13 protein-coding genes and 1 pseudogene are annotated in these 11,822 nt (G+C 37.2%); 9 read left to right on the top strand and 5 right to left on the bottom strand.

What is annotated here, in order from left to right; all coding sequences use genetic code 11:
* From DBR11_RS24515 to DBR11_RS24505, 3 genes are all read right to left on the bottom strand, one after another.
* Positions 1 to 490 (bottom strand): Crp/Fnr family transcriptional regulator (locus tag DBR11_RS24515; RefSeq protein WP_233260892.1); only part of this gene is annotated, 490 nt, incomplete at its 3' end.
* Between the two features lie 351 nt (positions 491 to 841).
* A complete protein-coding gene (locus DBR11_RS24510; RefSeq protein WP_108555214.1) occupies positions 842 to 1,351 on the bottom strand; it encodes an SMI1/KNR4 family protein in 510 nt (169 codons plus the stop codon).
* A gap of 59 nt (positions 1,352 to 1,410) precedes the next feature.
* Positions 1,411 to 2,262 (bottom strand): hypothetical protein, encoded by an 852-nt coding sequence (locus DBR11_RS24505; RefSeq protein ID WP_146186654.1) that lies wholly within the window; start codon positions 2,260 to 2,262, stop codon positions 1,411 to 1,413.
* Positions 2,263 to 2,541: 279 nt separating this feature from the next.
* On the opposite strand from DBR11_RS24505, the pseudogene DBR11_RS30675 reads away from it, so the two are divergent.
* The 4 genes and pseudogenes from DBR11_RS30675 to DBR11_RS24480 all read left to right on the top strand — a co-directional run bounded on the left by DBR11_RS30675 (position 2,542) and on the right by DBR11_RS24480 (position 6,515).
* A pseudogene (locus DBR11_RS30675) lies at positions 2,542 to 3,312 on the top strand (DUF2310 family Zn-ribbon-containing protein).
* 91 nt (positions 3,313 to 3,403) lie between these two features.
* On the top strand, positions 3,404 to 4,111 hold the full coding sequence (locus DBR11_RS24490; RefSeq protein ID WP_108555210.1) for an NUDIX domain-containing protein: 708 nt from the start codon (positions 3,404 to 3,406) through the stop codon (positions 4,109 to 4,111).
* A gap of 85 nt (positions 4,112 to 4,196) precedes the next feature.
* The gene (prs, locus tag DBR11_RS24485; protein WP_108555209.1) at positions 4,197 to 5,036 is read left to right on the top strand and encodes a ribose-phosphate diphosphokinase; all 840 of its coding nucleotides are present in this window, start codon (positions 4,197 to 4,199) and stop codon (positions 5,034 to 5,036) included.
* A gap of 27 nt (positions 5,037 to 5,063) precedes the next feature.
* Positions 5,064 to 6,515, top strand: coding sequence for a nicotinate phosphoribosyltransferase (locus DBR11_RS24480; protein ID WP_108555208.1), 1,452 nt, complete (start codon positions 5,064 to 5,066; stop codon positions 6,513 to 6,515).
* Between the two features lie 260 nt (positions 6,516 to 6,775).
* On the opposite strand, the gene DBR11_RS24475 is transcribed toward DBR11_RS24480, so the two are convergent.
* A complete protein-coding gene (locus DBR11_RS24475) occupies positions 6,776 to 7,546 on the bottom strand; it encodes a hypothetical protein (protein WP_199233948.1) in 771 nt (256 codons plus the stop codon).
* Positions 7,547 to 8,029: 483 nt separating this feature from the next.
* Here DBR11_RS24475 and DBR11_RS24470 point away from each other — a divergent pair, with 483 nt between their 5' ends.
* Together DBR11_RS24470 and DBR11_RS24465 are read left to right on the top strand one after the other, a co-directional pair.
* Positions 8,030 to 8,497, top strand: coding sequence for a hypothetical protein (locus tag DBR11_RS24470; RefSeq protein WP_108555207.1), 468 nt, complete (start codon positions 8,030 to 8,032; stop codon positions 8,495 to 8,497).
* Between the two features lie 15 nt (positions 8,498 to 8,512).
* Positions 8,513 to 9,043 (top strand): GNAT family N-acetyltransferase, encoded by a 531-nt coding sequence (locus DBR11_RS24465; protein WP_108555206.1) that lies wholly within the window; start codon positions 8,513 to 8,515, stop codon positions 9,041 to 9,043.
* Here DBR11_RS24465 and DBR11_RS24460 read toward each other — a convergent pair.
* Positions 9,006 to 9,404, bottom strand: coding sequence for a helix-turn-helix domain-containing protein (locus tag DBR11_RS24460; protein WP_108555205.1), 399 nt, complete (start codon positions 9,402 to 9,404; stop codon positions 9,006 to 9,008). The genes DBR11_RS24465 and DBR11_RS24460 overlap by 38 nt on opposite strands.
* A gap of 251 nt (positions 9,405 to 9,655) precedes the next feature.
* Between DBR11_RS24460 and DBR11_RS24455 the strand changes: the two genes are divergently transcribed.
* The 3 genes from DBR11_RS24455 to DBR11_RS24445 form a co-directional block, all read left to right on the top strand.
* Complete coding sequence (locus DBR11_RS24455) at positions 9,656 to 10,495, top strand: NmrA family NAD(P)-binding protein (protein ID WP_255564150.1); 840 nt, start codon at positions 9,656 to 9,658, stop codon at positions 10,493 to 10,495.
* Positions 10,496 to 10,869: 374 nt separating this feature from the next.
* The gene (locus DBR11_RS24450; RefSeq protein WP_108555204.1) at positions 10,870 to 11,223 is read left to right on the top strand and encodes a hypothetical protein; all 354 of its coding nucleotides are present in this window, start codon (positions 10,870 to 10,872) and stop codon (positions 11,221 to 11,223) included.
* Positions 11,223 to 11,822: DUF4369 domain-containing protein (locus DBR11_RS24445; protein WP_146186653.1), on the top strand; the 600-nt coding region annotated here is incomplete at its 3' end. The genes DBR11_RS24450 and DBR11_RS24445, both read left to right, overlap by 1 nt.

The following is an 11,822-nucleotide window of genomic DNA, read 5'->3' as shown; positions in this document are numbered from 1 at the left end:
TACCAATATATGAAGCAACATATTTTAACGGAATGAATTTTAATACATTAGGTTGTTCGCTGAATAAATTCAAATAACGCTCTCTGGCGGTATGTTTTAGAAGCGATAATTCTCTTTTGCTTTTTTCAAGAAACAGTCTTTCAGACACCAAACGTCCTAAGTAATTTCCCGCTTGTGTTTGTGCATAGACTTTTTGCAAACCATCATAGGATATTTGCCAAACAACTGTGTTAGTTAATGCTTGTAATTCGTAATCAGAGGGTGTTTGTGTTAAAAATGAATGGTAAGCACAGGTAAACTCTTTATCAAAACAAAAATCGAAAGTTAGTTCGTTTTCATCATCAGGAATATAAAACCGAACGATACCTGTTTCGACAAATGAGAGGTAGTTTTCTATTTCGCCTTGCTGGGTAATGACCTGGTTTTTGGCAAATACTTTCCTGTCAAAATGAGAAGCTATAAATTCCCATTCTGTTTCCTGCAGTTTCATGATTCGTTCGTAATATTCTCTTATATAACCCATTTGACTACAGTTTATTAAATTGACTAACTCAAAATGTAAGTGTTAATACGCAAATTTAATCATATCAAAACCGATGTGCAAAGCATATCTTCCCAATAACTATCAATTAGTTATACTCTGCTGAAAGCCATTTGTTTTCTTCACCACGGATGAGGTCCAACGCTCCTTCAAAGATTGTTTCTGATCCTGCCTTGTTACACTTTCCCAAAGGTCTTCTTCTTTTAAGAATTCTATTACTTAATTTCAGTTTGACTTTTTGAACTTAGTGTGTTCATATCTAGTTTGTCAATCACTAAGCAAGGTCTAAAAAACCTTATTCTATCCTTCTGTTTCTAAAGCTTCCAGGACGTTTGAGAAATAATCAATTAAGTTCTCATAGGGAGCTTCACCGGGAATCCAGGAAGCAAACTTCCAATATTTCCAATCATCTGCAGGTGATTTTTGCGGAATAAGGAGAAAATATTGCTCCTCATTAATACCTCCAATTAATATTGCTCTTGCCAGTTCTTTGCCAACGTCTTCCAGGCCTTCCTGATTCCATATTTCAACTGTATCACTGTCAATATTGATTAAATAATCAATGCAATCCAAAGTTTCAAATCTGGGCTCGATATTATTTCTTATTGCTGCAAATCCATTGGTGATTAAAAGAAAGTCTTTATAATCCTGGGGGAGTTTTATACCGAGATTTTTTTCAGTTGCTTCTATAGCCTCAATTTTTGCAGGCTCATTACCTAACCATTCAGACTCAATTTGTTCTTTTGAAAATATTCTATCTCCAGCTTTTATAGATAACTGGGAAATTCTTTTTAGTACGTTTTTTAGCATAGTGGAACTGAAATTTAGAAATTTGAACTATTAAAGTATGCTTACCAAATTGAGATAGGTTAGGTCTTTTCTTTCCACACCAAGGGTTGGATACCGATGATGGTATGTTCTTTGTCAAAGAGAACCTTTATGACTTCTTTTGGTCTTTCAGGAGCATCGTCGTAGGCAAATTGAATAACCAGATAATTGGTTCCGTTTATTTCTTGCAAAGTCTGGTAGTAGATTTTGAAGCCTCCAGGTTTGATGGATGCTTTGAGAAGATTAAATGCCGCTTCTGTTAACTGACTTTTTATTAAGTTAGAAACATAAGCTTTGGCACCTTCCAGATCACCTGCACGTAATTTAATGATGAACTGGTCATAATTTTTTTGAGCAGCCATGATTGCTTTTTCACTAAGCTCCGGAGGCTGTTTTTTCATTTTGGATATACTTAGTCTGATTCGATTAGCCGGATCTATCTTGACATCGCCTTTTTCTTCTGGATAGTTACTGAATATTGAATAGATATGAACCTCGGTAGTGTCATTCGGGATCCACGAATCACTACGGCTAAGGCCACCTTTGAGGTCTATTTTTGTGAGGTCACTTAAGTCGCCGCGTTGATTACTTTTTCCTAGTTTTTTATCAAGCTGATCCACTAAGGTCAGATATTTTTTGATAAAAGCTTTTTGAATCTTAAGGGGCTGAGTTTTCTGGTTCGGCTCAAAGTAAGTCATATCCCATTCGTATTCAATTTGATGCATTAAAGAATCCTGTTTACTGAAAGTATAGGTAACCAATAGATCAGGAATATCTTTCTCCGTACGTCTGTAGGTTATCGGCGATTCCATTCCAGCAGGAATGATAACATCACCTTCAGGCTGGTAGGGTTTACTACCCAGTTTCTTTTCTAAAGCAATAAAGGTTTTCATCTTTTCGCTATGTATAGTTGTAGGGATCTCCTGGCCGACAGCATGGAGTGAACAAATAGACATAGTGGTTATTAAAGTAGCGCTTAGGTAGCGTAAAGAGCATTTAAACATGGTTGGTGTTTTAAGGTTACTCCAAATATAAGCGATCTGTTTTTATTATTATTCATATTGTCAAGTAAAGACAGGGGCAGTTGGTTAAAGCTCAGGAAGCTGTTCGGAGGCTTTTTTATTGACATATCTTTTATATCTTAGGTATTGGTATAAAAGGGCTATCATTTCATGTACAAGCAAAAAATAGCGATAACTATAAATTCGGATTTTGATAGAGACAAATTATATGACGAATTCATTCTGTTAATGAAAAGTCTTTGTCGGACAGGGCAGATTATGGGTGGGTTTGAATCTCCATATGTTGCAGAGAATGAATTGATTTGTTATCAGACCACTCTGGAACAAAACTCGTTGGATTCAATATATAATAATGAATGGGTTAATCTCAGAATCAAAAACTTAGAGGAGGGATGTAATTCTAGATTGAAGATCGAAGTTCTCGGAGAACATATTCCATTTTAAAAGGATGTCTGTACTTGTGATCTACATGATTCTTATTTGTTGTTTACCACATATCTGAACGAAGGCTCAGCTATTGAATGTGGTTCTTGTGGTGGCGCGGTCCCTATTTATAAGATAAAAGGTTTGACAGATAAAGAGCAGACTGATATTGAATCTTGGGAGGGTGATTATATCTCTTGCGATAACTTGAATATGGGGTGTGGCGTTGGAGAAAAATGGGCGACAAAACAAATGTCTGATCCTACATCCCAACTTTCGCAGGTTGGTAGGGAACTTTGTAAGAGAATCGCCGAATTGAGCGGGGTATCCACCTATTATTATCTTTACAACTACCGGACTATTTCAATTGCAAAAGACAAATTGAGAAAATGTCCTTCCTGTAATGGAGACTGGTTGTTGAACGATAAATGGTTGGGTTTTTATGACTTTAGGTGCAACAGATGTAAATTAGCTAGCACATTAACAAGCAGAAGCTGATTGTTGTTTAAAGACAATATTTTCATCAAGTTAGTGTAATTACTCCAGTTCTTTATTAAATCTATACATTTGCAGGAAGCCAACTATTCAAATGACTAAAACTACGTTCGAAATAAAACAAGATATTAAAGTTACTGTTGATGCCATTGTTTTTGGGTATAATCAGGGAAATGGTATTTCTGTTTTATTGATTAAACGTAAAGTAGAGCCGTTTAAAAATGAGTGGGCGCTGCCGGGTGGCTTCGTGCTGAACCAGGAAACGCTGGAGGAAGCTGTGGAGCGTGAGCTGAGGGAAGAGGCGGGGATATCAATCAATTACCTGGAGCAGCTTTTTACGTTTGGAAAACCAGACCGTGATCCACGGATGCGTATTGTTTCTGTTTCTTATTTTGGTTTGGTGAAGTCTGCTGATTTTAGTCTTTTTGCCTCTACAGATGCTGCTGAGGCTGCCTGGTTTAACATCTATGAGTTGCCTGCACTGGCATTTGATCATAAAGACATTGTGGAAAAGGCTATAGCACGACTAAGGGCGAAAATTACGTATGAGCCTATTGGTTTTGAACTCCTGGACCGCAAATTTCTTTTCTCGGACCTGGAGCATCTTTATGCCATATTGCTGGGACGTGAGATAGACCGTCGCAATTTTAAACGCAAAATGATGTCGATGGGGTTGGTTATCGAACTGGATGAAAAAGCGCCATCAGTGACAGCGGGCCGGCCGGGTAAACTTTATTCATTTGATGGTGATAAATACAGTCAATTGAAAATCAATGGTTTTGATTTGAATAAACTCATATGAATTAAATTTGTGTAAAATAAACACAAATTAATTTGAATAAGAAAAATATAAATATTTAATTTGTGTCATTGTAACACAAATATCTATGAAAATATTAAACTTATCAACCGGATTCAACCCATTTCCATCTTCGATTGAAGAGATAGACAGCAAAAGCTTTTTATTTAGCGGGGGCGAGGTACACATTAAATTACAAGGCAGTGCAGATGAAGTGCTGATCTCTACAAGACTTAATGATTCCAATGAGGTGATGAAGCTTTTGCTTACGGTAGACGCTTTACGCAGGAGCGGCTCTAAAACCATAAGCGTATTGATCCCTTATTTGCCTTATGCCCGCCAGGACAGGGTCATGGTGAGTGGCGAACCCTTGTCTATCAAAGTGATGTGTAACCTGATCAACAACTGCGGTTTTGAAAAAGTATATGTGTTTGATGTACATTCGGAAGTTTCGCTGGCTTTGCTGGACAATTGCGAGCTGATCAGCAATTATACGCTGGCAAATGAAGTGTTGAAAGACCGCGCGGATTATTTACTCGTTTCGCCAGATGCAGGTGCATTGAAAAAGATCTATAAACTGGCAGAGGCTTTAAATTATACCAGCGATATCGTATTGTGCAATAAAGTACGTGATGTAAGCAATGGACGGATTAAACAGATTACGGTGGATCAGGAAGATCTTCAAGGTAAAGATTGCTTCATCATCGATGATATCTGTGATGGCGGTGCAACCTTTATTGGTGTGGCGAAAGAATTGAAACAACGAAATGCCGGTAAAGTAAGCCTAATCGTATCTCATGGCATCATGTCTCGCGGTGATGCAGAACTGAGCGAATGGATTGATCATATCTATACTACAGACTCCATAAAAGATGGAACAACAGAACTGGTGAGCAGAATTCAATTGTCCAGTTTAATCAAATTATAACATTTTTCAATTTCAAAACCTACGATCATGAACAATATCCTTTTACAAACAGATGTATATAAAATGGGCCATATGGAACAATATGCCCCAGGATGTAATAAAGTATATTCTTACCTTACCGCACGCAGCGACAGAAACTTTGACGAGACTGTTTTCTTCGGACTGCAGTATTATATCAAAAGATATTTATCCGAACCCATTACTCCGGAAATGGGAGAGGAGTTTTTAACCTACCGCAAAATGATCCTAGGAAGCAATTCTGAAGAGATTGAAACTAAAATCAGGGCGCTGTGCCAATTGGGATATCTGCCCATTGAAATTAAAGCGGTTGAAGAAGGCACCATTATGCCCGTACGGAATGTGCTGATGACCATTACCAATACGCATCCTGATTTTTACTGGGTGGTGGGTTTTATGGAAAGTTTGCTGCTTAAATTGTGGTATACCATTACCGTGGCTACTTGCAGCCATCAATACCGTAAAATTGTAAGCCGGTACTTTAATGAAACCGACGAAGAGGCGATGGCGCCAGATAAAGATTTCCAGATCCATGATTTCGGATATCGCGGTGATGCTTCTGAAGAAGGTGCAGCCATTAGTGGCGTAGCACACCTGCTTTCTTTTTTAGGAAGTGACAATGTACCGGCATTGCCTTGCGCAGTGGAATTCTACAATGCGGATGTGAATGGTGAACCTATTCTGCTTTCTGTACCTGCAAGTGAACACAGTGTAATGTGTTCTTTTGGGAGAGAAGATGAGATTGGGGCATTCAGACATATGCTGGAGCTTTATCCTACTGGCATTGTTTCTATTGTATCCGATACTTTCGATGTTTATAAAGTACTGACAGATTTTGCAGAGATCCTTAAAGAAGATATTCTTAAAAGAGAGGGTAAAGTTGTATTCAGACCAGATAGTGGAAATCCGGAATATATCATTTGTGGTAATCCTGATGCAGAACAGGGCAGTAATGAGTGGAAAGGTGCCATTCGTTTACTGGATGAGAAATTTGGAAGCAGCCTGAACAGTAAAGGTTATAAAGTTCTGAATCCTAAAGTGGGCCTGATTTACGGCGACGGGATGTATTTAGAAAGATATGTACGTACCCTTGACCGTCTAAAAGAAATGGGCTATGCAGCCAGTAACCTGGTGATCGGCGTGGGTGGAATTTTAAGAAACCACAGCAGGGATACCTTAGGTTTTGCCATCAAAGCTACCTATGTTGAAGTGAATGGAGAGCCAAGGGAAATTGAAAAAGATCCGATCACAGACCAGAAAAAGAAATCTCATAAAGGTTTGCTTAATCTGCAGAAAGTAGAAGACCAGTATATCACCAAAGATCAGTGTAGTGTGGCTGAGGAGGCTGATTCTTTACTGCAGGTGGTGTACAAAGATGGTCAATTGGTTAAAGAAACCAGTTTGTGCAAAATCAGAAAATTGGTTAAAGCTCAGGAAGCAGTTTCAGTGACAGAGCAATAAAGCTTTATCCATTCGAGGCGTTTTTTGATTTCATTGTTATTATTTATGTTGGAATGTGGTAAAGCCAGAGGCTTTTCATCATTCCAACATAAAGTTATTAAAAGGATCTGAGTGAATCATACAAGTAAGCCTGCTATAAAACAGCCAGCTGCTTGAGCAGATTTAATAGTTTTTTTTGCCCGTTTTTGGGGTTTTAGTCACGTTTGGAATGAAAACCAAATAGTCGTAACCTTTTATAATTCTTTCCATTCCCAAATCCTCTATTTTAAGCTTCTTTTAGAGATTGCTTGTTTCAATGGCTTTAAATCATAAGCATACCAATTGTCATCTTTTACGACGGTTAAGAAAGATTTATATTCATCTAAATCAGCCAATGTTTGACCTTCTTCCTTTCCCATGACCATAATGTGTAATGACTTCCTGTAATTTGCCTCTTCAATATTGGAAACCAGGTTGCCAATATTGAATACTTCCATTAAACTCTCTCCTTTAGGCATGTGATTAGCACCAAATTTGAAAAGATTCTTCTTGTCTTTCCATTCAGGAAGTTTTTCAAGAACCAGGTGTTTCATGTATTGAATTCTTAAACGATGAATTCGATTTAAATATAGTTCCCTGCTTAATTTTAATGCTTCAAGCTGCTCTTTCTCGTTGGCTGATAAATTCAGGGCGCTCAATGTGTTCATTTTTGCCAGACAATCATCAGAGAACAAATAGAAAGTGGTGTTATTTTTTGTGTCATAAGCAGCGGAATTAGCGATCATTTGCTTATAAATTTCTTTTGCTTTCGCATTTTTGGATTGTTTACTCAATTCCGAAAGCAGTAACCGGTCTGAAAATAAACTAATTTGCTCAGTTCCATATGATTTGATATTCTGCTGAACAATGTTTTTGAATAAATCAAACTCAGCTTCACCTTGTAAAAAAGATAACGCTGAACCTGATTCATTACGGAATTTGTCCAGTTCAGCAGGGGATAAGGATTTAATTTTTGTTGATATGGTGTTGATTGTATATGGATCAATTTCCATAATATAGTTATCGAACTTAATAGTATTGATAATTGCGTTTGTGAAGTAAGGGACTTCACTGGTGAAATGTATCTCGCCCAATAATACCGAATTGTTTTTGGTGATTTCATCCTGTAGGGCAATCCATCCTTTGCCTTCGAAAGCGTTGTTATTGTTTTTTTAAAGGTGGAGTAGTTTTTTTGAATTAAACTATCCATTAATGTGGTTTGTGCGTAACTGAAATTGGCAATAAATAGGGTTAGAATTAGTAGTTTGGTTTTCTTCATATCTTTTTTTTGAAAGATACAATATATTGATAAAATAAATTTATAACCCTGATGATTCAATAGTTTAAAGCATAGATTGAAGAGGTGCTTGAATCTTTTGGGTTTTGCGCTGATAGAGGTGAGGGATTTTGACCAGCATTGTAATTTATGAGAATTATGGAATAATTGGAATTATCAATACCTTAAAGGTAATTTATGCAAACAAGGAATCTCTATTATGAATACCAACACCTCGGAATTAACCGTTGTACAATTCAAAAAACATAAAGTGGCATATACTGTTGCTGCTGTCGTGACATTGGTATTGGGAGGCATGTTTTATTTCATCTTTAAAGATGATGGAAGTGTTTCATTGGCTTGGTTTTTCCTGGCTGCAGGGATACTCTTGTCTGCCTATTGTATCTGGAATGCATTTAGTAATGCAGTAGTATTGGAGCTGAATCCTAAGGGTATTAGGTATAAGCATTATTTCTATAGCTGGAACAGATTACGCAGTTACGCAATCCGAGAGGAAGAAAATGAGGGTGGTTCGTTTAACTATTTGGTGTTGAATCTAAAAAATGCTAAAGTTCCCTTGGAGATCCAGTTGGACTGGATCAATGATCAGAAATCAGTAGCGGAGAATATGACTATTTTCGCTGAAGCTTTCCAAATTGAATTTGAGGGGGTGTTGAAAAAGAAGTAAGGGATATAATAACCTATGTGGTCTCAAATAAAAATAGAAACCAAAAGATTAAGCCTGATATCTGTATCTGATAAATATAAGGATGAGATCCTTAGAGCGTTTACGCCTCAGATTACTAGGTATATGCCTTATACACCTATTGGTGATGAGAGGGAAGTTCAAGGTTTTTTGGATAAAGCTAAACTAGGCTTAATCAATGGTACCGATTTTGTTTTCTCTTCTATTCACAAAGATGGTGAAGCTTTTTTAGGGTGCCGTGGCATTCACAATATCTCTGAGGAATCTATAGAGTTAGGGCTTTGGTTGAAAAAAGACGTGCATGGTCACGGATTTGGAACTGAAATTGTCGGGGAGTTAATCAATTTCATAGAAGGAAATTTGAAATTCAACTATTTGATTTATCCTGTTGATAAGGAAAATGTAGCAAGTAGGAGAATTCCAGAAAAGCTAGGTTTTTCCATATTTGGAGAGTATAAAGAAGCGAAAGATGAAAACACATTTTTCAATATTATTGAATACCGGAAACATTATAAAAAGAGTTGTTGACGAATTCACCTTTTTCTAAAACGATCTGGTTTCCCCAGCTGGTAATGGTTTCCAGGACTGGTATAAATGTTTTTCCAAAGTCTGTTAGACTGTAAACAACTTTAATAGGAGGTTTTTTGCCATATACTTTCCTCCATACTAAGCCATCCTTTTCTAATTGTTTGAGCTGTAAACTCAACGTCATTTCGGTCACATTTGGTACTTCTTTGCGAAGCTCGCTATAACGTTTTTCAGCATCTTTTAAATGATACAGAATTACCGCTTTCCATTTGCCACCTATCAAATCCATTGCAAGACTTATCGTACATGGATAAACTTTTCCCTTTAGTTTTACGTAATCACCAATACACTCTGTTTTCATACGGCATTTTTTTTAACCTATCTGTTTGGATAGTTATTGCAAATGTAGTGTGCTAAAAATAATTTTGCAACTATAATTTTTATAGTATAAGATTTCACTTAAATCATAAAAGAATGGTATCGGATTTAAAATCAAATAAAGCATTGAAACAAGAAGATAAACCGCTGATCACAATAGTTGGTGTTTTGGGTAAACAAGGACGCAGTGCTGCGCATACACTCTTAGAGAGTGGGCGTTATCGGGTACGCTGAATTACCCGACGGGTTGATTCACCAGAAGCGATTTGTTTGGCCGAACAGGGAGTTGAACTTCTGAGTGTACCACTTGACCTGGGATATAAAAAAGAGTTCGTTGAAGCATTTCGTGGCTCAGATGGTGTTTTCATGATGACACCAAGTATTGTTCCCCCTCAAACTCACGAGATGGAGTTGGGTAAAGAGTTAGCAGATGCAGCGGTTGAAGCAGGGGTTAAGCATATTGTCTTTAGCAGTTTGGAAAATGTAGATAAAATTACGCAAGGGAGAAAGTTTGCTCCTCATTTTACAGATAAGGCTATGATTGAGGAATATATTCGTACGCTTCCAATCACCAGCTCGTTTATCTACATGGCTTTTTTCTACACCAATTTTATGGAGTTTTATACTCCTATTATTGAGGGGGATACACTTGTATTTCCTGTTTATCTACCAAAAGATTTTCGTGCGCCATTTGTTGATCCCCTTACTGCTACTGGGCCAGCCGTTTTGGAGATTTTTTCTAATCCGGGTCAATATGCCGGTAAGTCTTTACCAGTAATTGGTGATATTATTTCACCTCAGGAAATGGTAGACACTTTTGTTCGGGTTACAGGCAAGAAAGCTATTTATGGTTCTGCATTCACCAGAGAGAATATGCTTCATTATTTTCCGGATTTTGGCTCGAATGAGCTTTTGGTGAATGATATTTTAGGGATGGCAGAGTATGCAGTGGAATATGGTTATTTCGGCAGAGATCGTGATTTGTTATGGAGTCGGAAAACCAACCAGAATAGTCTTAATTGGGCACAGTTTCTTCGCAGTACTGGTTGGCAAGGTGAGAAAATCTCCTATTAACTGGTTGAAGAGGTGCTTGAATCTGACTGTGGCTTGAACAACTTTGGAAAGAATGCGATAGATTGGGCAGATTTGTCTTATTAGTTGTATCTTTTATTTTTACATAAAATCAAATACGACCACATTGTACAGGTACATCATTTAAAATTACATTTACGAAAAGCAATTTCCTCGAAATAACATCCAGGCATTCCCACGTTTTCACTTCGTTCATCAAAGGATTTGGGTGGCTGATGTCTGTATTTTTACCCGTTGCTATGATAGGATCAACGATACTTGTTTTTAATTCAAGACATATTTCAATCGGTTTAAAAACAGGAATGCTTGTACTGACCTAACTGCTGGTGTGGTTTTTTGGATGGCTGATGGTAACGATGCGAAAAAAAAAGAAAAGTAATGTTACCAAAATAACGATAGATAAAAATGGCATTAATTATTACAGCGCCATAGAACTGATTAGAACATTAAATTACGGTGATTTGAAAACCCGTCCGCAGAATGAAAAATATGACGTATTTTTGAGCGAGTACGGAGAGGATGGTCCTTTTCTATTAAACTTTTATGTTTTGGATGCTGAATCTGGCAGACTCCTGAAAAAACAACCTGATTTTGATTCGGACGTTGTTATCACCAACGGTAACCAGCTTACCCGCCATTTCGTAACAGGTATATTGTACTTTAGACCCGATTTAAAAATTGAACATGGTGTATTAAATTTGTACCAATAATGAGAAAAATAATAGTCATTCTAATTTGTTTAATGCCATTAGCAATAATGGCTCAGAAGAGTGTCACCATTCAAGGCATGCTGACAAAGCTCAATGACTCTGCAAAAATATATTTACTATATCCAGATACAACAGGTCTTGTTTTTAAAATAGTTGATTCTACATTCGTCATCAATAATCAGTTTTCATTTAAACTGAAGAACAACCTGCCGGTAAAGGTATTTCTTAGGATTTATCATAAAAGTTTAACATCCTCACAGGTAGAAGCTCGTGATGAGCTGCCTGTTTATCTTATATCTTCCAACCCGTTCATTCAGGTTTTATCAAACACCGATCATATTAAAGGGGCCGTTGTAATTGGTTCGAAAAATAACGACGATTGTGTCAAATACCTGAATATGCTCAAACCTCTTGAAAAAGAAAGTCAGAGATTACTGGCCAAATACAAAGCGAAAGGTCCGGATGCGAATAAGTATACGACATTTATGAAAGCTCTGATTCGGGAGAGAGACATTCAAAACAAAGGCTTTTTGGACTTAGCGCTACAATTTATAAGATCAAACTATGATTCTTACTGTGCATTAGAACTTTTGTATACC

Source organism: Pedobacter sp. HMWF019 (assembly GCF_003061025.1).
Taxonomy (GTDB): domain Bacteria; phylum Bacteroidota; class Bacteroidia; order Sphingobacteriales; family Sphingobacteriaceae; genus Pedobacter.
This window is presented reverse-complemented; position numbering and strand designations above follow the sequence as displayed.

Excerpts from the sequence above, each read along its gene's own strand:
- DBR11_RS24510 (WP_108555214.1), bottom strand. The coding sequence starts at position 1,351 with ATGCTAAAAAACGTACTAAAAAGAATTTCCCAGTTATCTATAAAAGCT.
- DBR11_RS24505 (WP_146186654.1), bottom strand. The coding sequence starts at position 2,262 with ATGAAAACCTTTATTGCTTTAGAAAAGAAACTGGGTAGTAAACCCTAC.
- DBR11_RS24490 (WP_108555210.1), top strand. The coding sequence starts at position 3,404 with ATGACTAAAACTACGTTCGAAATAAAACAAGATATTAAAGTTACTGTT.
- prs (WP_108555209.1), top strand. The coding sequence starts at position 4,197 with ATGAAAATATTAAACTTATCAACCGGATTCAACCCATTTCCATCTTCG.
- DBR11_RS24480 (WP_108555208.1), top strand. The coding sequence starts at position 5,064 with ATGAACAATATCCTTTTACAAACAGATGTATATAAAATGGGCCATATG.
- DBR11_RS24475 (WP_199233948.1), bottom strand. The coding sequence starts at position 7,546 with ATGGAAATTGATCCATATACAATCAACACCATATCAACAAAAATTAAA.
- DBR11_RS24470 (WP_108555207.1), top strand. The coding sequence starts at position 8,030 with ATGAATACCAACACCTCGGAATTAACCGTTGTACAATTCAAAAAACAT.
- DBR11_RS24465 (WP_108555206.1), top strand. The coding sequence starts at position 8,513 with ATGTGGTCTCAAATAAAAATAGAAACCAAAAGATTAAGCCTGATATCT.
- DBR11_RS24460 (WP_108555205.1), bottom strand. The coding sequence starts at position 9,404 with ATGAAAACAGAGTGTATTGGTGATTACGTAAAACTAAAGGGAAAAGTT.
- DBR11_RS24450 (WP_108555204.1), top strand. The coding sequence starts at position 10,870 with ATGCGAAAAAAAAAGAAAAGTAATGTTACCAAAATAACGATAGATAAA.